This is a genomic window from Brevundimonas sp. CEF1 (assembly GCF_051353055.1).
In the GTDB taxonomy this organism is placed as follows: domain Bacteria; phylum Pseudomonadota; class Alphaproteobacteria; order Caulobacterales; family Caulobacteraceae; genus Brevundimonas.
This window is the reverse complement of the sequence record NZ_CP195593.1, coordinates 824,604-848,811: the sequence shown is the minus strand read 5'-3', so window position 1 is coordinate 848,811 and position 24,208 is coordinate 824,604. Positions and strand designations below refer to the sequence as shown.

Annotated in this window: 44 protein-coding genes; 20 read left to right on the top strand and 24 right to left on the bottom strand. The window is 63.9% G+C overall.

Annotated features, from left to right (window positions below; genetic code table 11):
• Nucleotides 1–194 precede the first annotated feature (194 nt).
• The 18 genes from ACR9FL_RS04440 to ACR9FL_RS04355 all read right to left on the bottom strand — a co-directional run bounded on the left by ACR9FL_RS04440 (nucleotide 195) and on the right by ACR9FL_RS04355 (nucleotide 9,756).
• Nucleotides 195–344: a hypothetical protein gene (locus ACR9FL_RS04440; protein WP_436357364.1), complete on the bottom strand. Its 150-nt coding sequence runs from the start codon at nucleotides 342–344 to the stop codon at nucleotides 195–197.
• Between the two features lie 159 nt (nucleotides 345–503).
• Nucleotides 504–1,001: a hypothetical protein gene (locus ACR9FL_RS04435; protein WP_436357363.1), complete on the bottom strand. Its 498-nt coding sequence runs from the start codon at nucleotides 999–1,001 to the stop codon at nucleotides 504–506.
• Nucleotides 998–1,483 (bottom strand): hypothetical protein, encoded by a 486-nt coding sequence (locus ACR9FL_RS04430; protein ID WP_436357361.1) that lies wholly within the window; start codon nucleotides 1,481–1,483, stop codon nucleotides 998–1,000. Before ACR9FL_RS04430 ends, ACR9FL_RS04435 begins: the two co-directional genes overlap by 4 nt.
• Entirely contained in the window at nucleotides 1,483–2,364 is an 882-nt protein-coding gene (locus ACR9FL_RS04425) for a hypothetical protein (protein ID WP_436357360.1), read from the bottom strand. The genes ACR9FL_RS04430 and ACR9FL_RS04425 overlap by 1 nt, the downstream gene beginning before the upstream one ends.
• Entirely contained in the window at nucleotides 2,361–3,035 is a 675-nt protein-coding gene (locus ACR9FL_RS04420; RefSeq protein WP_436357359.1) for a hypothetical protein, read from the bottom strand. The genes ACR9FL_RS04425 and ACR9FL_RS04420 overlap by 4 nt, the downstream gene beginning before the upstream one ends.
• Complete coding sequence (locus tag ACR9FL_RS04415; RefSeq protein ID WP_436357357.1) at nucleotides 3,032–3,436, bottom strand: hypothetical protein; 405 nt, start codon at nucleotides 3,434–3,436, stop codon at nucleotides 3,032–3,034. Before ACR9FL_RS04415 ends, ACR9FL_RS04420 begins: the two co-directional genes overlap by 4 nt.
• Nucleotides 3,433–4,350, bottom strand: a complete 918-nt coding sequence (locus tag ACR9FL_RS04410) for a DNA-methyltransferase (protein WP_436357356.1) — start codon at nucleotides 4,348–4,350, stop codon at nucleotides 3,433–3,435. The genes ACR9FL_RS04415 and ACR9FL_RS04410 overlap by 4 nt, the downstream gene beginning before the upstream one ends.
• Nucleotides 4,335–5,789 (bottom strand): helicase-related protein, encoded by a 1,455-nt coding sequence (locus tag ACR9FL_RS04405; RefSeq protein ID WP_436357354.1) that lies wholly within the window; start codon nucleotides 5,787–5,789, stop codon nucleotides 4,335–4,337. Before ACR9FL_RS04405 ends, ACR9FL_RS04410 begins: the two co-directional genes overlap by 16 nt.
• Nucleotides 5,789–6,232, bottom strand: coding sequence for a hypothetical protein (locus tag ACR9FL_RS04400; RefSeq protein WP_436357353.1), 444 nt, complete (start codon nucleotides 6,230–6,232; stop codon nucleotides 5,789–5,791). The genes ACR9FL_RS04405 and ACR9FL_RS04400 overlap by 1 nt, the downstream gene beginning before the upstream one ends.
• Complete coding sequence (locus tag ACR9FL_RS04395; RefSeq protein ID WP_436357352.1) at nucleotides 6,229–6,675, bottom strand: recombination protein NinB; 447 nt, start codon at nucleotides 6,673–6,675, stop codon at nucleotides 6,229–6,231. The genes ACR9FL_RS04400 and ACR9FL_RS04395 overlap by 4 nt, the downstream gene beginning before the upstream one ends.
• Nucleotides 6,675–7,415 carry a hypothetical protein gene (locus ACR9FL_RS04390; RefSeq protein WP_436357351.1) on the bottom strand — a complete coding sequence of 247 codons (741 nt, stop codon included), beginning with the start codon at nucleotides 7,413–7,415 and terminating at the stop codon, nucleotides 6,675–6,677. Before ACR9FL_RS04390 ends, ACR9FL_RS04395 begins: the two co-directional genes overlap by 1 nt.
• A 4-nt stretch (nucleotides 7,416–7,419) precedes the next feature.
• A complete protein-coding gene (locus tag ACR9FL_RS04385; RefSeq protein ID WP_436357350.1) occupies nucleotides 7,420–7,686 on the bottom strand; it encodes a hypothetical protein in 267 nt (88 codons plus the stop codon).
• A gap of 41 nt (nucleotides 7,687–7,727) precedes the next feature.
• On the bottom strand, nucleotides 7,728–7,937 hold the full coding sequence (locus ACR9FL_RS04380; RefSeq protein WP_436357349.1) for a hypothetical protein: 210 nt from the start codon (nucleotides 7,935–7,937) through the stop codon (nucleotides 7,728–7,730).
• A complete protein-coding gene (locus ACR9FL_RS04375) occupies nucleotides 7,937–8,668 on the bottom strand; it encodes an ERF family protein (RefSeq protein WP_436357348.1) in 732 nt (243 codons plus the stop codon). The genes ACR9FL_RS04380 and ACR9FL_RS04375 overlap by 1 nt, the downstream gene beginning before the upstream one ends.
• 86 nt (nucleotides 8,669–8,754) lie before the next feature.
• Entirely contained in the window at nucleotides 8,755–8,982 is a 228-nt protein-coding gene (locus ACR9FL_RS04370) for a hypothetical protein (protein WP_436357347.1), read from the bottom strand.
• On the bottom strand, nucleotides 8,982–9,257 hold the full coding sequence (locus ACR9FL_RS04365; RefSeq protein WP_436357345.1) for a TetR/AcrR family transcriptional regulator: 276 nt from the start codon (nucleotides 9,255–9,257) through the stop codon (nucleotides 8,982–8,984). The genes ACR9FL_RS04370 and ACR9FL_RS04365 overlap by 1 nt, the downstream gene beginning before the upstream one ends.
• Nucleotides 9,254–9,445 (bottom strand): hypothetical protein, encoded by a 192-nt coding sequence (locus ACR9FL_RS04360; protein ID WP_436357344.1) that lies wholly within the window; start codon nucleotides 9,443–9,445, stop codon nucleotides 9,254–9,256. Before ACR9FL_RS04360 ends, ACR9FL_RS04365 begins: the two co-directional genes overlap by 4 nt.
• Nucleotides 9,445–9,756 carry a hypothetical protein gene (locus ACR9FL_RS04355; protein ID WP_436357342.1) on the bottom strand — a complete coding sequence of 104 codons (312 nt, stop codon included), beginning with the start codon at nucleotides 9,754–9,756 and terminating at the stop codon, nucleotides 9,445–9,447. The genes ACR9FL_RS04360 and ACR9FL_RS04355 overlap by 1 nt, the downstream gene beginning before the upstream one ends.
• Before the next feature lie 186 nt (nucleotides 9,757–9,942).
• Between ACR9FL_RS04355 and ACR9FL_RS04350 the strand changes: the two genes are divergently transcribed.
• The gene (locus ACR9FL_RS04350) at nucleotides 9,943–10,815 is read left to right on the top strand and encodes a hypothetical protein (protein WP_436357341.1); all 873 of its coding nucleotides are present in this window, start codon (nucleotides 9,943–9,945) and stop codon (nucleotides 10,813–10,815) included.
• 131 nt (nucleotides 10,816–10,946) lie between these two features.
• Nucleotides 10,947–11,294 (top strand): hypothetical protein, encoded by a 348-nt coding sequence (locus tag ACR9FL_RS04345; RefSeq protein ID WP_436357340.1) that lies wholly within the window; start codon nucleotides 10,947–10,949, stop codon nucleotides 11,292–11,294.
• A gap of 59 nt (nucleotides 11,295–11,353) precedes the next feature.
• Here the strand turns inward: ACR9FL_RS04345 and ACR9FL_RS04340 are convergent, their stop codons facing one another.
• The 4 genes from ACR9FL_RS04340 to ACR9FL_RS04325 all read right to left on the bottom strand — a co-directional run bounded on the left by ACR9FL_RS04340 (nucleotide 11,354) and on the right by ACR9FL_RS04325 (nucleotide 13,964).
• On the bottom strand, nucleotides 11,354–11,848 hold the full coding sequence (locus tag ACR9FL_RS04340; RefSeq protein WP_436357339.1) for a helix-turn-helix domain-containing protein: 495 nt from the start codon (nucleotides 11,846–11,848) through the stop codon (nucleotides 11,354–11,356).
• Nucleotides 11,849–12,307: 459 nt separating this feature from the next.
• Nucleotides 12,308–12,730, bottom strand: coding sequence for a hypothetical protein (locus ACR9FL_RS04335; RefSeq protein ID WP_436357338.1), 423 nt, complete (start codon nucleotides 12,728–12,730; stop codon nucleotides 12,308–12,310).
• A gap of 24 nt (nucleotides 12,731–12,754) precedes the next feature.
• Nucleotides 12,755–13,147: a hypothetical protein gene (locus tag ACR9FL_RS04330; RefSeq protein WP_436357337.1), complete on the bottom strand. Its 393-nt coding sequence runs from the start codon at nucleotides 13,145–13,147 to the stop codon at nucleotides 12,755–12,757.
• A 52-nt stretch (nucleotides 13,148–13,199) separates the two neighbouring features.
• A complete protein-coding gene (locus ACR9FL_RS04325; protein ID WP_436357336.1) occupies nucleotides 13,200–13,964 on the bottom strand; it encodes a S24 family peptidase in 765 nt (254 codons plus the stop codon).
• On the opposite strand from ACR9FL_RS04325, the gene ACR9FL_RS04320 reads away from it, so the two are divergent.
• Nucleotides 13,941–14,201 carry a hypothetical protein gene (locus tag ACR9FL_RS04320; protein WP_436357334.1) on the top strand — a complete coding sequence of 87 codons (261 nt, stop codon included), beginning with the start codon at nucleotides 13,941–13,943 and terminating at the stop codon, nucleotides 14,199–14,201. The two genes, ACR9FL_RS04325 and ACR9FL_RS04320, sit on opposite strands and share 24 nt — an antisense overlap.
• Nucleotides 14,202–14,354: 153 nt before the next feature.
• On the opposite strand, the gene ACR9FL_RS04315 is transcribed toward ACR9FL_RS04320, so the two are convergent.
• Nucleotides 14,355–14,588 (bottom strand): hypothetical protein, encoded by a 234-nt coding sequence (locus tag ACR9FL_RS04315; protein ID WP_436357332.1) that lies wholly within the window; start codon nucleotides 14,586–14,588, stop codon nucleotides 14,355–14,357.
• An 89-nt stretch (nucleotides 14,589–14,677) separates the two neighbouring features.
• Here ACR9FL_RS04315 and ACR9FL_RS04310 point away from each other — a divergent pair, with 89 nt between their 5' ends.
• From ACR9FL_RS04310 to ACR9FL_RS04250, 13 genes are read left to right on the top strand one after another with little or no spacing between them, the layout of a single operon-like run.
• Nucleotides 14,678–14,827: a hypothetical protein gene (locus ACR9FL_RS04310; RefSeq protein WP_436357330.1), complete on the top strand. Its 150-nt coding sequence runs from the start codon at nucleotides 14,678–14,680 to the stop codon at nucleotides 14,825–14,827.
• 60 nt (nucleotides 14,828–14,887) lie between these two features.
• Nucleotides 14,888–15,298 (top strand): hypothetical protein, encoded by a 411-nt coding sequence (locus ACR9FL_RS04305; RefSeq protein ID WP_436357329.1) that lies wholly within the window; start codon nucleotides 14,888–14,890, stop codon nucleotides 15,296–15,298.
• On the top strand, nucleotides 15,298–15,510 hold the full coding sequence (locus ACR9FL_RS04300) for a hypothetical protein (RefSeq protein WP_436357328.1): 213 nt from the start codon (nucleotides 15,298–15,300) through the stop codon (nucleotides 15,508–15,510). Before ACR9FL_RS04305 ends, ACR9FL_RS04300 begins: the two co-directional genes overlap by 1 nt.
• A 14-nt stretch (nucleotides 15,511–15,524) precedes the next feature.
• Nucleotides 15,525–15,797: a DUF2312 domain-containing protein gene (locus ACR9FL_RS04295; RefSeq protein WP_436357326.1), complete on the top strand. Its 273-nt coding sequence runs from the start codon at nucleotides 15,525–15,527 to the stop codon at nucleotides 15,795–15,797.
• Nucleotides 15,798–15,799: 2 nt separating this feature from the next.
• Nucleotides 15,800–16,249 (top strand): single-stranded DNA-binding protein, encoded by a 450-nt coding sequence (gene ssb, locus ACR9FL_RS04290; RefSeq protein WP_436357324.1) that lies wholly within the window; start codon nucleotides 15,800–15,802, stop codon nucleotides 16,247–16,249.
• 8 nt (nucleotides 16,250–16,257) lie between these two features.
• Entirely contained in the window at nucleotides 16,258–16,416 is a 159-nt protein-coding gene (locus tag ACR9FL_RS04285) for a hypothetical protein (protein WP_436357323.1), read from the top strand.
• Nucleotides 16,413–16,826: a hypothetical protein gene (locus tag ACR9FL_RS04280; RefSeq protein WP_436357322.1), complete on the top strand. Its 414-nt coding sequence runs from the start codon at nucleotides 16,413–16,415 to the stop codon at nucleotides 16,824–16,826. The genes ACR9FL_RS04285 and ACR9FL_RS04280 overlap by 4 nt, the downstream gene beginning before the upstream one ends.
• Nucleotides 16,823–17,230 (top strand): helix-turn-helix domain-containing protein, encoded by a 408-nt coding sequence (locus ACR9FL_RS04275; RefSeq protein ID WP_436357321.1) that lies wholly within the window; start codon nucleotides 16,823–16,825, stop codon nucleotides 17,228–17,230. The genes ACR9FL_RS04280 and ACR9FL_RS04275 overlap by 4 nt, the downstream gene beginning before the upstream one ends.
• A complete protein-coding gene (locus tag ACR9FL_RS04270; RefSeq protein ID WP_436357320.1) occupies nucleotides 17,227–17,568 on the top strand; it encodes an HNH endonuclease in 342 nt (113 codons plus the stop codon). Before ACR9FL_RS04275 ends, ACR9FL_RS04270 begins: the two co-directional genes overlap by 4 nt.
• An 11-nt stretch (nucleotides 17,569–17,579) precedes the next feature.
• Nucleotides 17,580–18,443: a YdaU family protein gene (locus tag ACR9FL_RS04265; protein WP_436357319.1), complete on the top strand. Its 864-nt coding sequence runs from the start codon at nucleotides 17,580–17,582 to the stop codon at nucleotides 18,441–18,443.
• Nucleotides 18,391–18,798 carry a hypothetical protein gene (locus tag ACR9FL_RS04260; RefSeq protein ID WP_436357318.1) on the top strand — a complete coding sequence of 136 codons (408 nt, stop codon included), beginning with the start codon at nucleotides 18,391–18,393 and terminating at the stop codon, nucleotides 18,796–18,798. Before ACR9FL_RS04265 ends, ACR9FL_RS04260 begins: the two co-directional genes overlap by 53 nt.
• Nucleotides 18,795–19,394, top strand: a complete 600-nt coding sequence (locus tag ACR9FL_RS04255) for a hypothetical protein (protein ID WP_436357316.1) — start codon at nucleotides 18,795–18,797, stop codon at nucleotides 19,392–19,394. Before ACR9FL_RS04260 ends, ACR9FL_RS04255 begins: the two co-directional genes overlap by 4 nt.
• On the top strand, nucleotides 19,391–19,978 hold the full coding sequence (locus tag ACR9FL_RS04250) for a hypothetical protein (RefSeq protein ID WP_436357314.1): 588 nt from the start codon (nucleotides 19,391–19,393) through the stop codon (nucleotides 19,976–19,978). Before ACR9FL_RS04255 ends, ACR9FL_RS04250 begins: the two co-directional genes overlap by 4 nt.
• 96 nt (nucleotides 19,979–20,074) lie before the next feature.
• Here the strand turns inward: ACR9FL_RS04250 and ACR9FL_RS04245 are convergent, their stop codons facing one another.
• Nucleotides 20,075–20,344, bottom strand: a complete 270-nt coding sequence (locus ACR9FL_RS04245) for a hypothetical protein (protein WP_436357312.1) — start codon at nucleotides 20,342–20,344, stop codon at nucleotides 20,075–20,077.
• A 229-nt stretch (nucleotides 20,345–20,573) separates the two neighbouring features.
• Between ACR9FL_RS04245 and ACR9FL_RS04240 the strand changes: the two genes are divergently transcribed.
• The 4 genes from ACR9FL_RS04240 (at nucleotide 20,574) to ACR9FL_RS04225 (ending at nucleotide 24,191) form a co-directional block, all read left to right on the top strand.
• Nucleotides 20,574–21,194 (top strand): putative metallopeptidase, encoded by a 621-nt coding sequence (locus tag ACR9FL_RS04240; protein ID WP_436357310.1) that lies wholly within the window; start codon nucleotides 20,574–20,576, stop codon nucleotides 21,192–21,194.
• Between the two features lie 69 nt (nucleotides 21,195–21,263).
• Entirely contained in the window at nucleotides 21,264–21,554 is a 291-nt protein-coding gene (locus ACR9FL_RS04235) for a hypothetical protein (RefSeq protein WP_436357309.1), read from the top strand.
• Entirely contained in the window at nucleotides 21,538–22,782 is a 1,245-nt protein-coding gene (locus tag ACR9FL_RS04230; protein ID WP_436357308.1) for a PBSX family phage terminase large subunit, read from the top strand. Before ACR9FL_RS04235 ends, ACR9FL_RS04230 begins: the two co-directional genes overlap by 17 nt.
• Nucleotides 22,782–24,191, top strand: coding sequence for an anti-CBASS protein Acb1 family protein (locus ACR9FL_RS04225; protein WP_436357307.1), 1,410 nt, complete (start codon nucleotides 22,782–22,784; stop codon nucleotides 24,189–24,191). The genes ACR9FL_RS04230 and ACR9FL_RS04225 overlap by 1 nt, the downstream gene beginning before the upstream one ends.
• Nucleotides 24,192–24,208: the final 17 nt, after the last annotated feature.

The window sequence follows — 24,208 nt, the reverse complement described above, 5'->3', positions numbered from 1 at the left end:
CGAGCTGAACGAGGGGCCGCAGAAGGGTTTCGGCTCCCAGCGATCTAGTCGAGCCTGCATCATCTGCATTTTGGACTGTTGATCGCGGAGGGCTGCGGCGGCTTCTGCGAGGTCGCGAGAAAGAGCCATCTTTCCGACTCCGCAGAAAACCTCAGATCGCTCCTCCAGTCGTTCGATGAGCGCGCTATGGTCGGTCATTGGTCGTCATCCTCGCACTCGTCGTCCATCTGATAGGGTTCGGGGATTTGGCAGTTGGTCCCGCCGCAATCCTCGCATTGGGTATGATCCGCGACCTTCTCGTTGGCCTCACCGATATGGTCGGCTGTCTCTCGGGTGGTGGTCATGTCAGCACGATCCATCGCAGGGCTTCCATCCGCACTTTTCACAGGCGACGGGGGAATAGGCGCAACCGACAGCGGCCTCCCCGTCAACTGTCGGCTCGCCGCATTCGGGACAGGACCCGTTTGCGTCTTCGGTGTCGTCCCAGCCATCACAGCAAGCCATCACGCACCCCCCTTCAGGGCGTCAGGGGTGGTGGATTGGTATTTGAGAGGGTGGTCGGACGGGAAGTAGCCCCTGAATGCGGTGACCGCTTCGTCCAGTGAGGGGTGACGACAGCTCATGCTGCCTTCATGTCCCCGCTGGGAGAACGACAGGCGAAGATAGCCGTGCGTGTGCGCCTCGAACTGGCACCGGATGCGCGCCTCATGGCAGAGGAAGACCAAGGCGGTCAGGGGGTGAAAGTCGAAGGTGGCGAACCGATCATCGCGAACGATGACGGACACCGCGCCCCATCCGTAGTCCCAGTCCACCTTCTCCCATGAGATGGGCGCATTGTAGATGCCGCCGAGTGTGATCCCCAAGATGTCCATGACCTTCGTCTGGAGCGGGTTCAGCTTCTCAGGGGCCGCCTTGAACCCTTTGCGCTTGCAGTGCATGCGGTTGTGTGCGGCGTTGTTGCTCTCGACCCACCCAGCATGATCCATCGTGACGTAGCTCACTTCGCGCCCTCCGCTTTCAGGGCGGCTAGGGCAGACCTGACGCGCTGCTGGACCCACACAGGAGCAATGCTCTTGCGTCCGTCTATGTATTCCAACGCCTCGACCGCGATCCGCAGCTTGTCGGCGCTCGGGGCGGCGGGGTGGGTGTAGAGAGCGAGAGCGGCCTCACCCTTGGCGTAGGGGAACAGGGTGGTCGTTAGGGGGTGGCCTTCAGAAACGTGCTCTAGGTCGCCCGCCTCAATCCAAGCCACCGCCTCCCCCTCGCGGGCTTCCGGCGCAGACGAACGGGCGCGGAGGTCCGAGAGGATGGAATAGGCGTAGTCGCCCGCCGCTTCATCAAACTCAGGGTCGCCGCGCGGCGCTTCGCCGGGGTTCTCGGTCCAGTATTCGTGCACCGACATCGCGCCAGCAATATACGCGTCGGCCAGTCTCTCACGCTCCCCCGCCCCCTCGGCTGGGGCTTCATGCTTGGCGTCGGTCATCAGCGGTCATCCTGCGGATTGATGGGGCGGCGACCGCCACGTCCGTCGTCAACGGTCGGAAGCGGCAGTCGAGCCGGAAGCGCGGGCTGGGCGGAAAGCTTCTCCGCATATTGGCCCCATCCTTCTTCGCAGGACTCCCGGTCAAACATGCCGTTACTGTCCTCGACACCATCCGCATAGCCAGTCTTGTAGGCCATACACAGAGGCTCGCGTTCCCCTTCCGAGGCTGGGGCTTCATGGCGGGGGGTGAGGGCGGCTGCGTCAAGAACCTTGCGAACGGCCTCGACTGCCTCAGTACGCGCAACGGTTACGGCCATAGGCGAGGCGGCACGGTGAGCCTCGACCTTGTCGTGCGAAAAAAGCGCCGGGTTCAGCGCCTTCGCAACCGCGCGAGCGTCCACCCCCACCTGCGCTGGGGCTTCCGGGGATAGGGCGGCGAGGATGGCGTCGGCTTTGCTGACCGCATCTGAAAGGCGCTTGGCCTTCTTTTCGGCCCACGCAGGGTCGGTCCAGCGAACGTATTTCTCGCTGAATGCCAACGGATCAACAATCCGAGCCACCTTTTCACGCCGCGCATCATCATCATCATCCTCCCCACCCGCCAGCGATGACGGGGCGGGGGCGGCTTGAGCCTTCGCCAGTTCGATCGACAGCCAGCGGATGCGCTCCTTGGCAGCGGTCTGCCAGACGATCAGGTCGAGGTCGTTCCGATCCGCCATGAAGACGCGGTTCGCCAGTGCGAAGTCGGTCAGGTCGGGCCGCGAACGGGGCTGTCCGTCATACTGGCGGACGAACTCGGCCCATGCGGCGTCATCATCGCAATGGCCGGGGCCGCGAACCGGCACGACGACGCTCTGGGGGGATGGGGTTTGGTCGGTCATGCGGCTGCGTCCTCGAAAAGGGCACGCTGATCCGGGGTCAGACCGTCGAGGTCTCCCCATTGGTCAGCCATGGCGTTGGCGATGCCGGCGAAGGTCTTGGACCTGAAAGCCCAGCGGTCGGCGGACGGCGGGGCGCGGTGGATGGCCGACCACGCCTTGTGTTCGTCGGTCCCAGGTTTCGGCGGCGTCAGGCGATTGGTGGGGTTCAGCGGCGGCAGACCGCGCAGATAGAGGCCCGTCCCCTTGAACGCCGGATCGCCGAACCACCACGGCTGCACGGTCTGCGCCGGCCGCTGATAGTTGCGGATCCGCTCGCGGGCGTGCTTGTGCATGACCGGGTTCTCGACGGCCACCCGATCGATCGGCGCGTTCCAGAGGTCCGAGAACAGCGCGGCGCCCTCGTCCAGATCGGCCCACATCTGCTCCAGCGTCTTGCCGGGCGGCGGGACGTTGAGCCAGCGAACGCCCGAGTTGCAAAGCCGCGTGCAGGGCGGATGGAAGACGGCGAGCAGGTCCCAGCCCTCGTTTAGGTAGTCGCGCACGTCCCCGACGAAGTGGCGGTTCGATCCGTCCGCGGCCGGCAGCAGGTCGCACGACCATGCGTCATGCCCGCGCGCGGCGAAGGCCCGGCGAACCACGCCGGAGAACTCGCATCCGATCAGCACCCTCACCCCTCGTCTCCGTCCCGGCGGTGGATGGGTTCGGCGTTGCGGGTCTCGCCTGCCGTAGCCTTGGCGATGGCGGCTTCACATTTCGCGCGGGCCAGTTGGAGCGGAACCGCGTCTTCCGGCTCCCCATCCCAATCGACGTAGTGCTGGTGGAGCGCGTCGCGGGCTTCGCGCAGAGCCTCCAGCAGATCAGGCGCGGCGGCCATTAGGTAGGCGTTGTCGTGCCGCTCGGTCTCGCTGTCCGTGTCCGGTCTAAAGACCAGAGCGACGATCTTGGTTAGGTCTGCTGCGGGCGATACATAGTGTCCATCGGACGTAACGACCCAAGGCCCCTTCGTATGCCCCCCAGCAACAGAACCGCCGGGGGTCACGCTCTTTGCGCCGGAGTGAGGAACGGAGGTCATGCGACACCTGCGAGCGCTAGAAGGTTGGGAGCGCTGCTTTCAGCCTCCATTTGGGAAAGGTTCTTCACGGCCTGGCGGAAGTAGGCCGGCTTCAACTCCGACCCGACAAACCGGCGTCCGGCCTTGAGCGAGGCCCATCCCTCAGAGCCGATCCCCATGAATGGCGAGAAGACGGTGTCTTCCGGGTTGGTCCAGAGGCGAACGCAGCGCTCGATCAGGTCAAGTTGCAGCGGGCAAAGGTGGCGCTCGTCCTTGTCCTCGCGGGCGACCTTCACGTTCAGGACGTCGGTCTGGTCAATATCCATCCAGACCGGTGACGCCCATTGCTGCCACATCGAGACCGGGAACAGCGCCTTGTCCTGCCCGACCTTATCGGCTTGCGCCTCGTCCTCGGGCGTCTTGCGGAACACCAGCACGTAATCCGGCATGCCCTGGCGGCTGCGGGTGCTGTCGGTCTGGATCTGCTTGTAGAGCAGGCCCAGAGCCTTCGTGCGCTGCATCTCGACAACCGGGTCTTTCCAGACCGTGATGCGGCTGTGATAGGTCCAGCCCGCAGCCTCGTGGACTTCGCGAATATCGGCCGGGAAATCATAGAGGCCGACCGACCCGTGCTTGCCTTTCGTGCGGGGAATGTCGGAGCAGTGAACCGCCGTCAGCCTGCCGGGCTTGGTGGCTCTGAACTTCTCGCGCACCATGTGAGCATAGAGCGCCTTGAACTCGGCCTCGTCCGCTACGTTGCCCATGTCCCGCTCGCTGTCCGAATAGACAAACAGGTTAGCGAACGGCGGCGAGTAGACCGAGAAGCCGATGGAGTTGTCGGGCAGGCCAGCAGCGAACTCTACGCAGTCGGCGTTGACCGCATAGAAGCGCTCACCCTGCGCGGCATCGAGAACGGTAGTCATGCGGCGATCCATTGTGGGAGGTTCATGGGGATTGTTGGCGTGTAAGGCGCTTGCTCGTGGACGATCCGTGAGGCCCGACCCATGGCGTCGGTCATTTCGCGCTTCATGGCTTCGTGGTCGCCGGCCTTGCGGCTCACGACGTTCCAGATCGACTCCTCGGTGTCGGCGCAGGCGATGTGAACATCGACAGGGCGTTGCTGTCCGAAGCGGTGGCAGCGGCGCACGGCCTGGTAGAAACTCTCATAGGAGAAGCTCAAGCCGACGAACCCGACGCGGGCGCAGTGCTGCCAGTTCAGGCCGAAACCGGCGACTGAGGGCTTGGTGATGATGACCCGCTCGGCGCCGGTGGAGAACGCCGTCAGACGTTCCTCTTTCTGGTCGGGCGTCATCGATCCGCGAACCTCGACGGCATGGGGCATGCGCGCCGTCAGGGCGTCTGCTTCATAGTCGGTGTCGCACCAGACCACCCACGGCTCGCCCGGCTCGGCGGCGACCTTCTCGGCCAGCAAATCCGCGCGGGCTTCGATGGTGCGGCGCTTCTCGCCATGAATGGCGGTGGCGGACGTGTCGGGGATGCGGAACAACCGCGCCTGGCCGTCCTTCTCTGCTCCGGTGTCGGTGGAGCGATCGGCTTTCACCAGATGGCGATGCATGTTCAGGCCCGGCAGGATGAACCCGTCGTCCGAGAACCCTAGATCCGAGGGTTTCGAGACGCACCGCGCCCACGAAGCCACCCAGTTCCAGAAGTCCTGAACAGCGTGGCCTTTCATGCGCCAGTTGCCGGTATCCATGCTGTCATGCAGGAACCAGCGCGTGAGCATTTGGCTCTGCGACATGGCGCCGAGGAACTCGGAGTGCTGCCCTAGTTCGGCGTGATCGTTCGGTGCCGGCGTCGCGGTGCAGGCCAGACGGAAGGGCGTCTTGGCGAACCCGTCGATCAGCGCCCGCGTCGTCTTGCCGTTGAAGCTCTTGAGGATGCTGCTTTCGTCCAGCACGACGCCGGCGAAGATCGACAGATCAAACTTGGCGAGGCGCTCATAGTTGGTGATGTAGACGCGGGCGCCGGTGATCTCTTCTGGCTCGCGAATGGCCTTGGCGTCGATCCCGAACTTGATGGCTTCGCGCTCGTGCTGCGCGGCCACGGCGAGAGGGGTAAGCATCAGGACCGGACGATTGGTGAACTCGACTACCACACGGCCCCATTCTAGGGCGCAGAGCGTCTTGCCGAGGCCGGTGTCAAGGAACATGGCCGAGCAGCCAGCGCGCAGAGCGAAGTCCACCACATGCGCCTGATGCGGGTTCATGGCTGAGTTGAGCGTCGGGACGTTCGCCAGGCCGCGCGGCTCGAAGGCGATGCGCTTTGCCGCGATCAGATCGTGATAAGCCGCGCCGCCAGCTACCATGCCGCCCGGTATGGAGGCCGTCAGGCCGGAATGAACCCTATCGACCATCACGCTTCTCGCTGCTTGTTAGGGGTGGAGTCGTTGGCGGTGTAGGTCGCGTAATGAGCGGCGGCGGTGTCGTAGGCGTCCTTGCCGAGGCGATCCCAGAAGTAGCGCTCGGCCATCGAGTGCTGCTCGTCGTGGTGCGTCCGGCAGAGCGGGTTGGCGTGCCGGTCGTGGTTCTTCCGGGCGCCGCCTGGGTTCAGCCGTTCGGGGCCGTCGTTGTACCGAATGTGCGCCGGGTCGATGGGGCCGCCGCATCCGCCCAGGGCGGCCGCTTCGCACGGCTGGCGCCGCAGGTAAGCCAAGAAGCCATTGTCGCGCTCCCTGCCTCGGTCAGCCTTTCCGCCTGGCTTCCGCTGCGCCTTGATGGCCTGCCGGCGCTCGCGGTTCTGCTGGCGCTTGATCAGCGCGGCCTTGGCGAGGATCACGCGTTCCTGTGCGGTCGTCATGCCGCTGCCCCTCGAGCCGGGGCGTGGTCGTCGTTCGCCGCGTCGAAATGCTGAATTTCGACCTCGTTCGCCGCGCACCAAGCGAGGATCAGTTCGATCAGGTCGGAGAACTCACGCTTGGTCAGGCGGGAGGAGCGAAGGCCCAGCGGCAGCATCGAAGAGCCGTCCAGCGTGGGCACGAAGCGGACCTCGCGGCCCAGCGCATGCATGAACAGGCACTTCCACGTCTCGGTGTCCATCTGGACGCCGTTGTGGACGGGGCGAGCCTTCTGGATCTGGCCCAGAAGGGACCAGAGCGCGCGATTCTGTTCGTCAGACCGGGTCGGCTCCCTGATCTCCATGACGAAGGCGGCGCCGGGCTGCCACATGTGCAGAGCCTTCTCGACCCAGCCGTGCGCGTTGTCGCGCTGGCCCGGCGTCAGCTTGAGTAGGTGGCGCGCCATCAGTAGCGCTCCTCGCGGAAGGTCACGCCTTTGGCGGCGCGACGGTTCTGGCGGGCGTCGTCATCGGCCAGGCGCTGGATCAGCTCAGCGAAAGCCCCGCGGTTCTCGGACCAGTAGTGGCGGACGGCGGCGTCCAGATCGGTGACTTCCGCCAGGACGCGGGTGCGCAGACCTTGGGCCCGGCCGCCGCCATGGGCGTGAGCCTTGGCGTTGTCGGCGATCTTGGCGGCGCGCTGCGCGTCCTCCGCGGCCTTGATCTTGGCGTCGACGGCCTCGCGCGCTTCCAGGTCCGCGGCGTCAGCCTGACGCGAAGCCTCAGCAGCAGCCTTAGCGGCCGCCTCCGCCTCCTCGCGGGCGGCTTTGCGGGCGGCCTCCAGCCTCGCCTCTTCGGCGATCAGGAAGGGACGCTTGGCGGCGTTCAGCGCGTCGATCGCCAGCGGCACCTTACCCTTGACCGTCTTGTTCGACAGCGGGGCCAGATAGACGTTGTAGCGGTCCTGAATGGCCTGGATCTGATCGTCCAGCGGACGCTTCTCAACGAGACGCTCGGCTTCCATGGCCTTGGCGCCAGCGTTCAGATCGTCAATCAGGCGGGCGATCTCGTCGACTTGAGCCTGAGTGGCGGCGGGCTCGCCGTCGGCCCAGTTGCGAGCCTCGACCAGAAGGTCATCCAGGTTGATGCGGTGAGCGTCGAAAGGCGTCGGCGGCTCATTGCTGAGGTGGATCACTTGAGCGCTCATTGCTCTACGCCCCTTTCGAGGCGAGGAGGCCGGCAGAAGTGGTCGCCGCGATCAGCCCTGACGTCATCAGGTTCGCGGTCTCTTTGGTTGCCGCGACGATCTCCTCTGCGATGAGGGCAACCATGCGGTCAGACGCTTCGGGGGTCAGGTTAAGCTCGACCTTGCCGTGCTGCCCCTCGACGGCGACGGTCGCGCGAAGAGGCTTGGACGGGTCATGTTTGCCGTAGCCGTAGTAGCCGTCGCGGGTGATGTTGATGGACGTGATGAACATGATGTTGACCTTCAAAAGCGGGGTGTGACGGAGCGAGCGGCCTAAGCCGCGTCCTCCGCCTGGGCGGCTAGCGCGGCAGCGTGAGCCTCGTCGCGGGCGGCGATCTCAGCGGCCATGGCGTCGATCTCAACCTGGCGCAGACCGTCGCGTTGATCGCGGATCAGCTTGGCGTGAGCAGAGCAGAGGTGCGGATAGGCCATCGAGGCGATCTCGACGTCCTGGCCCTTCGAGTTGACGTAGAAGGTCGTCATCAGGCGGCGTCCTTCTGATCGTCGAAGGGCGTGTCGCCGGGGAAATCGTTGGCGGTCGTCTTCTCGGCAGGCTTCGCGTCGGATTTGTCGGCGAAGCGCTTGGCTTCGGTCTGCATGACCTTCACGACGTGGGCGTAGTCGCCGTCGTTCAGGCTCTGGCGCAGGCCCTCCTTCTGGCTGTTCCAGAAGTGCTTGAACTCCTCGCCTGTCTTGGCATTGCGGAGTTGGTCAGCAGCGAACTGCGCCGCCGCGCTCGGCCCGGTGTCGGCTTGGCGTCCGCGAACTTCATGCGTGGTGGCGTCGGCGTCATTGTCGCCTTCGGTCGGGATGCAGAAGGCCTGCATGGCGGCGTACTTGAACGCGGCGCTCATAGCCTTGTTGGTGGACTTGTCGGCGCTATCCATCGCCTCGCCGTAGGTGGTGACGACGTGCGACGAACCATCCTCGGCTGCGACCAGAGTGAACTCGACCTGGACGGTCGTGTAGAAGATCGCGCCGCCCTTGGATGTTGTGCGCTCGACGCATTCCCGGCTGACGACGCGGGGCAGAATGATCAATCCGCGCCTTGCCAGGATGGGGGCGAGCGCGTTGTACACGTCGTCAATCCCACGGAAGTTGTAGCCCTGCTGGGTGTTGCGCTTGTCCTTGCCTATACCCTCGACGGCCATATCAGCCATGACGGAGGCAATGGCGCGGTAGATGGCGGGTCCGGTGGCTTTCACTGCGTTCATGGTGTCCTCAGAGGATGCCGCGCCCTCCCCCGCGCCGTTATTGGCGACGCGAGGGCTCTGGGCTGCGGAGGAAGGGGATGCGTCGGTCACAGGACCACCTGCGAGCGATGGTCGATGCGGAATGTCAGGGCCTCGCCAGCGCGGCGCATGGAGCTGGCGCGCTTCCACGCCATCTGAACGGCCTCAACTGACGTCCAGGCGGCGTGGCGCTCGCGGTGCTGCCCGCCTTGGCGATCCAGCCATGACAGCGTCGCCGTGTGCTTGATCAGCGACTGAGCCTGCGCCGGGCGACGGAAGGGGATCACCGTGCCCATCACGCGGCCTCGGCGAGAACAGGCCGGGGCGCAGCGGCCTTGAGGGCGGCCCGCACCTCGGCGCTGTCGATCGGCGGCTCGTAGCCCATGGCCGCGCGCCAGAGGTCTTCCTTGCCCTCGAAATTGGCGAAGATGGCGCCGGTGGACATACCAGCAGCGGTAGCGATCACGCGGATCGTGCCGTCTTCATAGGAGCCGGGCTTGGCCCAGAGCTTCTGAGCAGCGGCGATGATGCGGGCGCGGGTCTGCGCCTTGGCGAGTTGGCGGCGGTTCATTGCGCGCGTTCCTTCAGCAGGCGGTTCAGTTGGAGGGTGGCGTCGTCCATCGCGGCTTGAGCCAGCAGCTTGGCGGCGATGGCGTCGGTGGAGGTGTCGTGCTCAGACAGGGACTGGAAGCAGTCGCCGGGGCCGATCAGGGCCAGACGGTAGAGCTTGTTGAAGCCGGGGGTGATGCGCAGTTCCATCACGCGGCCGCCTGCATGAACTTGGCGGCTTTGCAGATGAGAAGGTCGCGCTTCCACAGGTCGGCGGCGCGCTGGGTGTCGTCCCGGCGCTTCGTCCAGGCCGTCAGGGCCTCGCCCTTCGCGACATCGACGATCTTCTGGCAGTCGGAGACAGCCGAGCCGTTCTCGAGCGACAGCAACGAGTAGAGCTGTTGGCGCATTTCGCCTTCGTCAGGTCCGCAGATCGGGCCGAGGACGTTCAGCGCCTGAGCGGCAGAGCCGTGGGCCAGCGCGACTTCGCGGGCCTGGGTTTTGGGGTCGTGAGAAGCCATGTGCGTCTCTCCTTGGGTGTGGAGAGAACGTATCGGCCATTCCGATATTCGTCAATCGGATTTTGCGATATTATCGGATCAACGCCGATAATCTGCTACACCACTCCCATGACCCAACCGAACGCCGGGTCAGCCCCGTTTCTGACGTAGGAGAGGGTTAATCCTCAGAACACTATGTTCGGCCGCATGAGCGAAACGACTTTCACCCTGACGTATGATGGCCCGTCCCTGGCGGACCACACGATGGACGTAGCCGACCTGGCCCCGGCGCTCGTCGCGCTGTCGCAGTTCATGAAATCGGCTGCACGTCTGACCCAAGGTGACGACTTTGAAGTCGTCGTCCGCGCCAAGGCCCTGGAAACGGGTTGCTTCCAGATCGTGCTGGATGTCAGCGGCACATTCGTTTCTCAGGTCATCGACCTGATGGCGGGGCGCACTTCGACGGCCATCGCCAACCTGCTCGGCATTGCCGGCGGCACAATCGGGCTGATCGCCTGGATCAAGGGACGTCATGTGCGGCGGTTGCGGCCTTCTCGCCCTGGCTACACGGTGATCGAGCTTGAAGACGGTGCTGAAGTGGAGGTTCCAGAGGCCGAAGCCCGTGTGGCGTTAGATCCTCCGGCACGCGCGGCGCTCGAAAAGGTGGTCGAGCCCCTGGAGAAAGACGGCATCGACACGGTGGCCTTCAAGATGCCTCGCGAGACCATCACCGTCTCAGAGGTTGATCTAGATGCCTTCAAGGCGGTCGTGCACGCGGGCGATGAAATCCTGGAGACGACGGCGCCCATGGTCTTCTCCATTGTGTCCCTGTCGTTCCAGCCCGGGAACAAATGGCGTCTTTCGACCGGCAAGGGCGCGCCGATATCGGTAACGGTCGCGGATGAAGACTTTATCGGCCAGGTCCAGCGAAGCGAGGTCGCTTTCGCCAAGGGCGACATTCTGATCTGCACTGTTCGGACCACGAGCCGCGATGCAGGCGGCAAGTTGGCCACCGACTACACCATCCTGAAAGTCAACGAGCATCGCCGGATTTCAAAGCCACCTAGTCTCTTGGATTAGGATAACACCTCTCCAAGCTCGACTGCAGCGCCGCCGGCGACACCTGGACCCAGATCGATCCGCTGGCCGGGGAGGATGAGGCTGGCGAAGAGGCGGCGTGACAGCGGCGGCGCCTGTGGTAGCGTCGCCCTATGGATGCGCTGACCGTGAAGTCCCTCGCCGCTGCCCCGACCGTGGACGAAAGCCACGGGCTGTTCAGGTTCGAGACCGAGGAGGCGGGGCGGATTGCCCTCGCCATCCCGCGCGAAAAGCTGCCTGGTCTCGCAGGCCTCGCCATTGCCTACGCGACGAAGCAGACGCCCGGCATCTCGGCCGAGCGGAACGTCACCGCCCTAGAGATCGACGGCTTTGATCTGCTGGCCGACGACATGGGCGGCGCCGTTATTTCGTTCCTGATCGAGGGCGTCTCGCATCAGCTCCCTTTCCATCTGACGGCAGAAGCTGTGGCGGCGCTGAAGCAGCAATTGGCGCTGGTCTGACAGCAAAAACCCCGCCCGGTGAGGGGCGGGGCATCAGGTCATAGCAGGTCAGTCCTTAGTTAGGCCGCAGCGGCTGGACGCCATTCGTCGTGGTCGCGACCCATCAACAGGGTGTCGCTGGCCTCGTCGTCCTCAAGCCTGAGCTTCTCAAGCTCGGCATGCACATCAACGCATCCTAGCGCCTTCCCAATGACCAAAAGGCGGAAAAGGCCGTCAGCAGACGCGTCCATGGCGCCCCGATCCTTCTCGTAGCGCGCAATCGATTGGTCCGAAACTCCGAGATGATCGCCCAAGTCCTTCTGGGTGTATTCTAAGTGCTTCCGCAAGAAGCGGATTTCTTGTCCCGACAACACCTTCTTGCGCGCAAGGCACAGGGCGATGGAAGCATGCAGATCTTCAACATCCTTCACTGCCGTGTAGACTTCACCCGCGACCTCACGCTGTTGGAAGCCGTTCACCAGATAAATATTGTCCAAGCCGCACTGTGTGTAATGCAGCGGCTTCCCCGGAGCGGCCGGGGAGTTCGCATGCTTAAACTCCACAACATCGGTCATCGCTCGTCCTCCCACTCAACCGTTTTCACCAAAAGCCCAGACGCATCCAAAATCACTGTTACTACTCCAATCACCCTGCTTCCGCGTGGTCGGAAGACCACTTTGCAGGCACGGCCGCCGATGTCGGGCTCATGCCATGGCAGGCCCTTCATCTCGCCAAGCCGGAGGACGTTTAAGGCCTCCAGGTCCGTAAGGCCCCTGAGAGCCATCTGACTCTGCGCGTGCGGAGAAAAGAAGACGGTCTCAGATTGCTTTGCGTACGCTCGAATTTCCGCAAGCATCCGCCCCAAGACAGATGCAGTGGGAAGCTCGACGATGTTCTGTCTCGGCGACTTCGGCATGAACCTGTCACTATGATAGGTAGCGGCGGTTTACAAGCCTATAATGGTGATAGGCACCATATGGTTCCAGAGTCCGGTGCCGCCTAATCCAAAGGGGAGGCTTCGGCCTCCCCGCCCCTCAGAACATCCGCGTCGTTGGCGCCTCGTACGGCCGGCAGTCACCCGCGAGACTATTGCTGCCAAACAGCAGGTTGCCCCACCTCGCACGGATCTCGCCGGTCATGCGGTTGATGGTGACCGTCCCGCCGACCGTCGGATAGAACGTGAACTTCGCGTCTATCGCCTGATCGGCCACGGCCAAATCCTTCAGGTCGCGCCAGCCTTCTTCGTTGGGTCGGGACAATTGCCGAGGCAGGCGAATTCGGTTCGCATTCGCGCCCAGCTCGACGAAAAGACGATCCGTGACCCGACGCGGCGTCTCTGTATGCGTGGAAATCGACGGAGACCCGTAGTCCAGTCGCGTGTTCGAGCTCGTAGTTTCCGTCACGGTGAAGGTGACATCGCACACAAGGCTCAGGCTCATTACGGCTTCAGCAATCATCACCCCTCCCCCGAGGTTATCCGCCTATTTGGTCAGGCATCTATCGCGCGGCGTATTGGGATACACCGAGCAATCCCAGGCCATGCGCTCGAAGCCGGTCTTCCGGTTGATCGTATAGGCGAACGCCTGAGCCTTGATCTGCGCTTCCGTGAACGGCATCGCCGTCGGTTCCGAACCCTGCTTCCAGATGCCGACCATGCAGTTGTCAGCGTCCAGGCACTTCATCCCCGCCAAGTCAGCGAAGGTCGCAGGATCGGCGTTAGGCTGTACCGCCACGGTATAGAAGCTCGGTCCTACCTCATGGGTAGCCAGTGCCGTCGCGGCGACCAGCGGCTCGGGCTCCAGCATTGCGTTGAGCGCGATAGCCCCGGTCACGAAGAGGGCCGCTGCGCCAGCGACAATAATCCATTTGTTCATCGCCCCCTCCCCCGAGGTTCAGCCGGCCAATGATGGTCCGCCGAGATTGTAACTAGGCTCGCCGGGTAATCCAGCGTACCCGACCCACAACCCTGACTTGCTCCTCAGCCACCTGATATTCGCCATGCAGCGGGTTGTCGGATTTCAGCCGCACCTGGCGCGGCTCACTACCCGGAATCCGCTCGACCCGCTTGCAGACTAGGGCGTCGCCATCCCAAACGGCGAAGATCCCAGGCAGACCGATGCGAGAATCGTTCAAGTCGATCAGCACGTAGTCGCCGCTCGAAAGGGTCGGCTCCATACTGTCCCCAATGACCTCTTGAACCGTGGCGTTGCCAGGGGACATGCCTAACTGATCGACCACCAAGAAACGCGGATAAGGCCACTCCCTTTTGGTGGTCTCCGCTCCAACATAGAAGCCGTCCCCCGCTGAAAGGCGCACATCGTATTCAGGAAGCATCACGACGTTAGATAAGTCGGCATGTACGTCAGTTTCGGGCGGAAGGTCCGACTCTTCAGGCTCGAAATAGGAAAGCGGCTTCCCAAGGACGCGCCGGATCGCGTTTCGATGCGTCGGCCAGCTTTTCAGCTTCCCGTTTTCAATGTCCGAGACGACCGACTGTACAACGCCAAGCGCCTTGCCCAGCTCGCCTTGGGTCATGCCGCGCTCTTTGCGGGCGGCCTTCACGCGTTCGCCGATAGTTTCCATCTGGGCTGTATGACCGATATGCCATCGGCCATCGCCCGATAAATCGGAGCTTGCGATTATCGGATCATCCGATATTATCGGTTCATGCCCGATAACGTAATCGATCATCTCACCTCACCTGAACGTTTCGGCACCCAGACGCGGCTGGCCGAAGCTGCCGGCGTGCGCCCCCACACCATCAGCGAAAAGCGACACACCAACAGTCTCACCCACGCGCAGATGCGACGGATTTTGGCAGTAGCTCCGAAAATGGGGGTCGTTATCGGCCCGGATGACTTTTTCCCAGGCGTCATCGACGAAGCTGAACCCGCCAACGACACTTCTTCCCATTCGGAGGCGGCGTGATGGACAGCGCCCTGATCCTCCAGCGCCTTGCAGAGCGAGCGGCTGACCTCGCTGAGGTGCAGGCCGTGCATGACTATTGGCTCACCAAAGCGGAAGACGCCGGTCTCGTCACGCGTCGTGGTTGGCGACGCGTGGCCGACGGTCAGGGCAGCTTCAAGGAAGAGCCCATTCCTTCGTCTGATCTGCAAGCTGGGTCGTGAGGCTATGCAGCACTGCACGAGCATATTTGATGGCGTCCGCCTCATCGGCATCCGGCGCGATGAACGCCTCGACGGGCAGTTCAAAGTCTTGCCTACCATCACGACTGATGCGCCACACGGCCCTTGCGATCCGGTAGTTTTCGCGCGGCTTAAACTCGATGGATTGAAGCTCAATCTTGTAGGCCATTCCAGTTCTCCGGTGCTGACTGACACCTGCACTGTGGAAGGCCCCGGCGGGGGTGTCATCCCCCTCCGTCCCCTCGCCGGGGCGCCTTCATGACCGAAGCTGATGAACTCGCCATCGCGAACATCGTGCGGGCCGTCCTGATCCAGACGCTGCACCCGAGCGTGCTGCGCCCGGCGCCGGTCACTCCCCCTGCCCCTGCCAACGACCCCGAACCCGATCCGCCTCTCCATGCGGCCTGAGTAGGCCCGACCTGGGGAAGCGTCACCGAAACAGCCCTGCAGAACATTCGGACAACCCTCATGAGCACCCCCGTCATCAAGGCCATCACCAAGCGCATCCGGCTCCGCTACGGCTCGACCGAGGCGGCAGCAACGGCTGCTGGCGTCAGCCCTGGCGTCTGGTCTGGCTACGAGAACGCCGACAAGCCCGAAACAACGATCCCTCTGGGTCGCCTGCTCGACATGAGCCTGAACGCCGACGAGCGCCGGGCCGTCGCAGGCCTGTTCACCGACGCCGACGACCACGCGGCGTCTTGCCTGATGGACGAAGCGAGCGAGGCAACCGAAGCCGCCGCCCGCGTCCAGGGCATGGTTCGCCTCGCCGCGCGCGACGGGAAGCCGATCACCGAAGCCGAGGCCCGGCCGATCCGCGCCGCCGCCCTCGAAGCCAAGGCCCAGATGGATGACGTCCTGATGGGGGTTGGCGCCTGATGTTCGGTCTTCGCAGAGCCCGCGCCGCCATGCGCCTGGACGCCGCCAACCGCGCTTTCACCAAGGCCTACGCCGCGCGCATCGCAGCCGAGCGTCGGCGCGACTGCCGCGACCTTCACCACACCCGAGCCGCCCTCCAGCGCGCCCGCACCGAACAGGTCGCCGCCGAGCTGGCCTACGCGGCGCTCTCTCCGAAACCCCTTCACGCCTGATCCAAGAGAACACCATGACCGACGCAACATTCGACGCCCCGCCCGACGTCCTGACCGCCACCACGGCAGGTCGTCTCCGCTCCATCATCGAACGCCTTGAGCGCCTGGACGAGGACAAGGAAGCCATACTCATCGACATGAAGGAGGTCTTCGCTGAGGCCAAGGGCGAGGGCTACGACGTGAAAACCCTGCGCAAGGTGTTGCGACTACGCAAGCAGGACCGCGCCAAACGGCAAGAAGAAGAGGCCATCCTCGACCTGTACCTGTCCGCGCTCGGTGAGGTCTGATCATGGCCGGCTCAGTCAACAAGGTTATTCTGATCGGCAACCTCGGCAGAGACCCCGAGATCCGCTCGTTCAACAACGGCGACCGCGTCGCCAATCTGCGCATCGCCACCTCGGAACAATGGCGCGACAAGGCCACTGGCGAGCGTAAGGAAAAGACCGAGTGGCATCAGGTCGTCGTTCTCAACGAGAACCTGATCAAGGTTTGCGAAAGCTACCTGAAGAAGGGCTCAACGATCTACATCGAGGGCTCGCTGCAGACCCGCAAATGGACCGATCAGCAGGGCGTCGAGAAGTACAGCACCGAGATCGTTCTGAAGCCGTTCAACGGCGTCCTGACCATGCTTGGCGGGAAGCCCCAGGATGATGGCGGCGGCCGGCGCGATAATCAGCCCAACAGCCAGTCTTCAGGTCAGCGCGAAAGCTACGACCTGAACGACGACATCCCGTTCTGAGGCGCGCCATGACCCGTAAAGTCAACGTCGCCTCCTGCACCCTGCGCCGCGACGGCCAGTACATGGTCTCCTACAAGGACGCCCGAGGCACAGGCTACGCCGTGTCCGAGCGTCCCGTCCCTGAGGGGAAGGACGTTCGCATCCGCGATGGGCGGGTGATCGCATGACCCGTGCCACCAATGCCGGGGGGAGCCTTTCCTCAACGGGCAAGGTTCCCGCATCACGCCGCGCGCCGGTGGACGCCGCCCTGATCCACCGCATGAAGGCCAAGGGCCTCGGCGTGCAGCACATCGCGCAGCAGACCGGGTTCAGCATGGAGGACGTGCGCCGGGCGCTGTCGCCGGCGCCAGCCAACGACAGCGCGTCCGTCGCCCCGCCCGCCAGGCAACCAGAACGCCGCCCCACCAGCGGCGCACAGCCGCGCACGCTGACAGACAACGACAGACGGACGCTCGCTCTTGTTGAGCAAGGGCAGATCACCCAGGCGCTGGCGTCTGAGATCATGAACTGTTCAACCAAAACCGTGCGTCGGTATCTCGAGGCGCGAGCGGATGTAGCTGCCGAGCGTGCAGCATGAGCGGACGCATCACAGCCCGCGCCGTGGCGGACCTAGTCGCTGAGCGCCACGGCATGACGTTTGAACGGTTCTGCGCCCCCTGCACGCGCCGCGATCAGGTTCGACCGCGTCAGATCGCCATGTACGCGATCCGCCAGTTGTGCCCGCACATGAGTTTCCCCGCCATCGGACGCCTCCTCGGCGGGCGCGATCACACGACCGTCCTGCACGGCGTGAAGAAGATCGAAGCCCTCATGCGAACCGACGACCGCATCGCCCGCGTGGTGGACGAGGTCATGGTGCATTTCCACGTCGACACCTCCTGCCCGGTGGACACGATCCTCGCCGTCCAGATCGACGCGGCCTCCAAGCACCTCGGCGCGTTGTTGCTTGCACGTAGGACTGAACTGGCGAGGGCGGCATGAAAAAAGGCAGTCGCGCATCCGGCACCAATCCCCGAGCCCTGGGCACCAACAAGCGCGCCATGAAGGGCGTGATGTCCAAGGCCAAGCGCATGGGCTGGAACCCGGCTGAAAAGGCCGGAGGCGCCCTGCCACGCTGGCTTCGTTTCGAGATCCTGAAGCGGGACGGGTTCCGATGCTCATATTGCGGCGCCCGGTCCTCGGACGGCGCAACGCTTCAGGTCGATCACATCAAGCCGAAGGCTGCTGGCGGAACGGACGCCCCCGCGAACCTGACGACCGCGTGCGGCGACTGCAACGCCGGCAAGGCGGCACGAAAGCTGAACGAGGGCCTCCTGTGAGCAGCCCCTTCATGCAGCTCTACGTCGCCGACTACCTGGGCGACACACGCCACCTGACGACCGAACAGCACGGCGCATACCTGCTGCTGCTCATGACCATGTGGAGGGCAGATGGACGCCTCCCGAATGACACCAAGAAGCTGGCCCGGATCGCCGGATGCACCGCTTCTCGCTGGGCCAAGATCAGCGAGGAAGTCCTGGCGTTTTTCGAGGCCGATGGGGCCGACCTAACCAACAGGCGCCTGATGTTTGAACTCAAAAAGGCATCAGAAAAGTCGATCAAACGCGCCGAAGCTGGAACTCGCGGCGGCCACGCTAAAGCGTTGAAAGATAACGACACGCGAGTGGCAAATGCCAGCGATTTGCCATGCCATTCTTCAGAACCAGAACCAGATACAACAGAAGCTAAAGCTCCTGTTGTGGATATCGATCAGCGCAAAGCCCCCTCGAAACCCGAACTGGCGAGAGGGTTCCTGGCGTTCTGGCAGGCCTACCCCCGGAAGGTCGGCAAAGACGCCGCAGCCAAAGCCTTCTCGAAAGCCATGGGCCGGATCACCGAGGACGACCCGCTGGCCGTGATCCTCGCTGGCATCGAGCGCGCCCTGCCCGGCTGGACCGATCCTGAATTCATCCCGCACCCCTCGACCTGGCTGAATGCTGGTCGCTGGGCCGACGAACCTCCTCCGATCCGTGAGAACCGCCATGACCGCCCTGCAAACGATCACCGCCGCACAGCTTCCTACGCCGAGCCTTCCCGTGCCGAGCGTGACCAATCAGCAGCTCTTCGCGTCCTTGCTCGCCGGGGGGCTCTTCCGGGACAGAGTGAAGGCGGGGGAGTTCACGACCTCGGACCTTCCCGCCCTGCGGCAGCTTGAGGCGCAGCTTCAGCCCGCCAATGAGCCGGCCAAGACGTGGGACGCCGCGGCGGTGATGGAGCGACTGTTCGCCCACTACCCACGCCCCGACCTGCCGGAGAGCGCTGCCGCCACGCGGCTGGACGACTGGTACGACGATCTGGAGGGGCTGCCCCTTCAGGTGATCGAGGCCACCGCCCGCGACTGGCGTCGCAGCAACGCTCGGTTCGCCCCTACGCCGGGCCAGTTCCTCGACAAGGCCAAGCGCTACTCCGAGCCGCACAGCGTCGGCCTGGGTGTCGTCCGCCTCGCTATCCGCATCCTGGCCGAGCAGGCGCCCGCCAACGACACCACGACGCCGGGCGCTGCTGCATGAGCCGAAACCAGTTCCGCACCGTCTCCGAACAGGAAAACGGCCAGTGGGTCCGGTATCGCCTGCTCGCCTGCCGCTGCGGTGCTGAGGGTCGGATCAGGGACACGTCCGCGCGCCTGCTTCCCGTGTCTCCTCTGGCGGAAGCCTTCCGTCGCGCCGGATGGACCAACGTCAAGCCCGACCGGGGCACTTGCCCCTCCTGCTCTGCCCCTAAGCCCAAGCCCATTCCCCAGGAGAAGCCCGTCATGGCCGTCGAGCCGCCCCGCCAGCCCAACACTGAAGACAAGCGTCGCATCCGCGAGGCCCTGTTCGCCCACTACCTTGAGGACAAAGGCTGCTACGCCAAGGCGCACAGCGACAGATCGGTGGGACAATCGCTCAACGTGCCGTTCGCGTGGGTGTCCGCCACGCGCGAGGCGCTGGGCTTCGGCCCTGACGTGAACGAAGCGGCGTCCGCCTTCAACAGTGAGGTCGGCGCGATCCGCCAAAGCCTGACCGACCTGCAGGACGAGGTGCTGAAGCTGGTCGCCAACCGCTGCGATGAGCTTGAGAAACGCCTGAACGCCATTGAGCGCGCTGGCTACAAGGGTGCAGCATGAGCCGTAGAAAGAAGAAGCCCCACGACCCGGCCGCCGCCGAGCGCCACCGCCAGGAGCGAGAGGCGAACGCCGCCGAGGTCGCGCGACTGCGGGCCCAGCCCAGCACGGCGGTTAACGTGGACAAGCGCACCGGACGCCTGACCGGAGCATGGCGCCTGAACTGCTTCAACACCCTACTGGCCCAAGGCTCGCCGGAGCGCGAGGCCATCGACTGGCTGGACACCACGATCCGCACGGCCAACGGCGAGAACGGTCAGGAGCGCCGGCCTGACTTCATCCGCGCATCGAACGACGGCGCGCCTGGCCAGAACATCACCGACGCCATGATCAAGGCCAGCGTCGATCTGGAGATCGTCGAGCAGAACACCAACCCGGCCGACATGCGGATGCTGTTCGCGCTCCTTCAGCCGGATGCTGACCTGATCACCCGCTGGCGCGGCGCGGTCGAGCGCTTCACCGCCGAGACTGACGCCAAAGCTCAGGGTGCCCGCGTGCGCGGTGCCTGCTCTCACCTCGCCTGGATCAGGGACCGCCTGCCGACGCTGCGGCGCCAATACAGGGAAAGACGAGCAGCGGCGGCTTAGGCCTTTTCACGCACATCGAAGCGGGGTACAAAAAGCCAAGGTCGCTTCGCGCGTCCACAAGATAAGCCCCGCCCCTTTCGAGCGCGGGGCTTTTTCTTAGAATGATCGGTTTGCGTGGTTGAGCCAGTCGCCGCAGCCGAAGCTCTTTGAAGCCCAGTCTCTCGTAATTTTCACGACGAAGACTTTGTCGTTACCATCAATCTTGGCTTTGAGCGCATCGCGTATGACCGTGGTGGCGACGGACGTATCCAGAAGCCAGACGCTCTCCATGTCTTTGCAATAGGTGAACGTTTTCAAATAGTCGTAGACGGGCTGATAGTTTCTCCCAGGCGCCCTCAGATCGTAAGTGACAAGCACAACAGCCATATTTTCCTCCATGTTAATGGCTGCGCACAATCACCACAAAACGACGTTTCGTGAAAGGGCTATCCCATGGTCCCTATGAAAGCCCTCGTCGGCTTCAACCTGCATGGCGTATCCGCTGCTGCGGGAGCCCCCTTCTCTGCCCCGAGCGCTGACGTCGCCGATAGCCTGAAAGCTGCCGGCGTGGCCGAGCGTGTGAAGGGGGAGGTCAAAGCTGAACCGAAGAAGGCAAGTGCGTCCCCTCCCTCCGCCTGAGCTGTTTGAGCAGGTAACGGGCCCGGCGTTCATCCCTGCGCCCGAACTGGCGGGATGGGCGAAGGCCACCTTCATCGCTGCCGGCGCCCCGCTTCACAATCCGGACCACGCCCACCTCGCTGACGCAGAGATCGGCTTCCTCTGGACGTCGATCATGGCCACTCGCCACATGAGCGCGATTGTCGGTCAGGCCGAAATGCCCCGCTTTCAGGGATCGAAGTGGTCGAAGGCCCGCCAGGAGCAACAGATGGAGGGTTGGTTCGGCGACCTGCCGGACTTCGTGATCACCATCGACGCGCGCTACGCTGCTCAGTGTGACGACATCACGTTCTGCGCCCTGGTCGAACATGAGTTGTACCATTGCGGTCAGGAGATTGATCGGTACGGCGCCCCGAAGTTCAGTCGCTCGACCGGCCTGCCCTGCTACGCGATCAGAGGCCACGACGTGGAAGAGTTCGTCGGTGTCGTGCGGAGGTACGGTGTCGGTGCAGCAGCAGGACAGACGCTCGCTCTGGTAGAGGCTGCACAGCGTGGTCCGGAGATTGGCAAGGCCGAGGCGACCGCAGCGTGCGGATCATGCCGGGCATTGATTGCCTGATTTAGGAAACAGAGAAATCAAATGGCCCGAGGCGGTAAAAGGCCGGGGGCGGGTCGCAAACCGGGAACGGTGAGCGAGGCAACTCGCCGCCGCAAGGAAGTGGCGCAAAAAGCTCTGTCTGAAGGCGTCTCGCCGCTGGACGTGATGCTGACCACGATGCGGACCCTGTGGGATCAGGCGACCGATGAAGCCGGCAAGGTGGTGAACCTCGGCAAGGCTATGCAGGCGAACATCGTGGCGAAGGACGCTGCGCCGTTCCTGCATCCCAAGCTGTCGAGCGTAGAGGCGAAGGTGGATGGCGACATGACCTTGCGGCCGTCCGTCATCGAGTTCGTGGCCCCGGATGCGGGCGAGGATTGAAGAGCTTCCGAAGCTCACGCGGAACTTCGCCCGACCGGCGCGGACGCGGGTCTTCAAGGGGGGGCGCGGGTCAGGGAAGACGCGGGGCCTAGCGCTCAGGTCGGCCCTTCGGGTCTATCAACTCGCAGAGATGGGCGTCGACGGCGTGTTCCTGGCCAGCCGGGAGCATCTGAACAGCCTGGATGAATCCTCGATGGAGGAGATCAAGGCGTCGATCCGTTCGGTCGATTGGCTGCACAGCTATTTCGACATCGGCGAGAAGTACATCCGGACCCGCAATCGTCGGATCAGCTATGCGTTCGCCGGCCTTCGGCACAACCTCGACAGCATCAAGTCGAAAGCCCGGATCATCGGCAACTGGACCGACGAGGCAGAGAACGTCTCTGAGGTGGCCTATCGGAAGCTGATCCCTACCATCCGCGCCGAGGGGCCAGGGTGGCAGGCTGAAAACTGGATCAGCTACAATCCCGAAAGCCCAGAAAGCGCCACCCACCGCCGGTTTATCGCCAACACGCCAGACGACTGCATCGTCACCGAGGTCAACTGGTCGGACAATCGTTGGTTTCCGCGGATATTGAACCAGCAGCGGCTGGAGGATCAGCGGCTTCGTCCCGAGACCTATGATCACGTCTGGGAGGGCGCCTTCCTAACGCTGACCGACGCGCAGGTGTTTGGCGGCAAGTTTGTGGTTGAAGAGTTTGAGCCAGGCTCCGGCTGGGACGGCCCATATCAAGGGCTGGACTTCGGTTTCGCGCAGGACCCGACGGCCGCGGTTCAAGTTTGGGTCAACGACGGCAAGCTCTACATCCGGCGTGAGGCTGGCAAGGTTAAGCTGGAGTTGGATGACACCGCGTCGCACGTCGCGCTCCGCATCCCTGGCTTTGCAGGGCATGTCACTCGCGCAGACAGCGCCCGACCTGAGAGCATCAGTTTCCTTCGTCGGCACGGACTTCCCCGCATCGAGGCGGTCGAGAAGTGGAAGGGCAGCGTTGAAGACGGTGTCGCTTTCCTGAAGTCGTTCGCCGGGATCGTGATCCATCCGGACTGCGAGCAGACCGCCCGCGAGTTCAGGCTCTACAGCTACAAGGTGGACCGTCTCACCGGCGATATCCGGCCTGACATCGTGGACGCGAACAACCACTACATCGACGCCCTTAGATATGCGGTGGCCCCCATGATCAAAGCTCAGGGCACCGTCGCCCTCTTCCTGAAGAACCGGCACCGCTGATGAGCGCCCGCCACCTCCTCGCCAACGTGGCCCAGCGCTCGCTGCAGGCCATGTTCCCGGGCTTCTTCTTCGGGGCCCAGAAGCACAACCACGCCGCCGACTTCGGCTATCCCGATCAAGTCAGCTTCGAGCTGGCCTTCGACGCCTATTGCCGTAACCCGCTGGCCCGCGCAGCCGTCGACAAGACCGTCGGCAAGACCTGGGAGGACAACCCCTTCCTGCAGGAGTACCAGCGGGACGGCACCGAGAGCGGCGACCAGGGGGAGACCCGCGTCGAGGCCGACATCCGTCAGCGCTTCGCCGATCTGCGCATCTGGCAGCACATGGCCGAGGCAGACCGTCGCGGCCTTGTCGGCGCCTACTCGGGCCTGATCATGCGCTTCGCCGACAACCAGCCGTTCAAGGCGCCGGTGACGCGCGTGCCCGGCGGCTTGCTGGGTCTGGTCGAAGTCATCCCCGCCTGGGAGGGGCAGCTTTCCGTCAACGAGTGGGACACAGACGAGACCTCGGACACCTACGGCCAGCCGAAGATGTTCAGCTTCGCCGAGAGCGCAGTTGGCCAGCAGCAACAGCCCCGCACCTTCATGATCCACCCCGACCGGGTGATCGTCTGGTCGCGCGATGGAACGCTGAATGGGCGCTCCGCCCTGGAGCCCGGCTACAACTCCCTGCTGGACATGGAGAAGATCCGCGGGGGCGGCGGCGAGGGCTTCTGGAAGAACGCCAAATCCGGCCTCAGTCTGGAGATCGACAAGGACGCCAAGATCGAGAGCATGGCTGCTGCCATGGGCGTCGGCGTGACCGACGTGGTCGACAAGATCGACGAGCAGGTCGAGGGCTTCAATAAGGGCTTCGACAAATCGCTGCTGCTCCAGGGCATCAAGGCGACACCCATGCAGGTCACCCTGCCCTCGCCCGAACACTTCTTCGCCGTGGCCGCGCAGTCGTTCGCTGCGTCGTGGTCGATCCCCATGAAGGTGCTGATCGGCTCCCAGACCGGAGAGCGCGCCTCGACCGAGGACAGCGAGGAGTGGGCCAAGGTCAACATGGGGCGCCGGACCAACATCGTGGTCCCTGCCATCATGACCTTCGTGAACCGTCTCGAGAAGTTCGGCTTGCTGCCGGCGAAGGACTGGTTCCTATCGTGGACCGACCTGACCGAAAGCTCGATGGGCGAGAAGATCGACCGCGCCGTGAAGATGGCCGACGTGAACTCCAAGCAGCCCGACGGCGAGATCGTCTTCACCGGCGACGACATCCGCGCCGTGGTCGGCATGGAGCCCCTGAGCGACGCTGATCGGTTCCGCGACGAGCCCGGCGCCGACGATGAGCGGGACGCCCTCGGCGACCCGAAAGACGACCCGGCCGCCGAGGGCGATCCTGAAGACGACCCGGCCGCCGAGGCCTGAACCATTCCACAATCCGA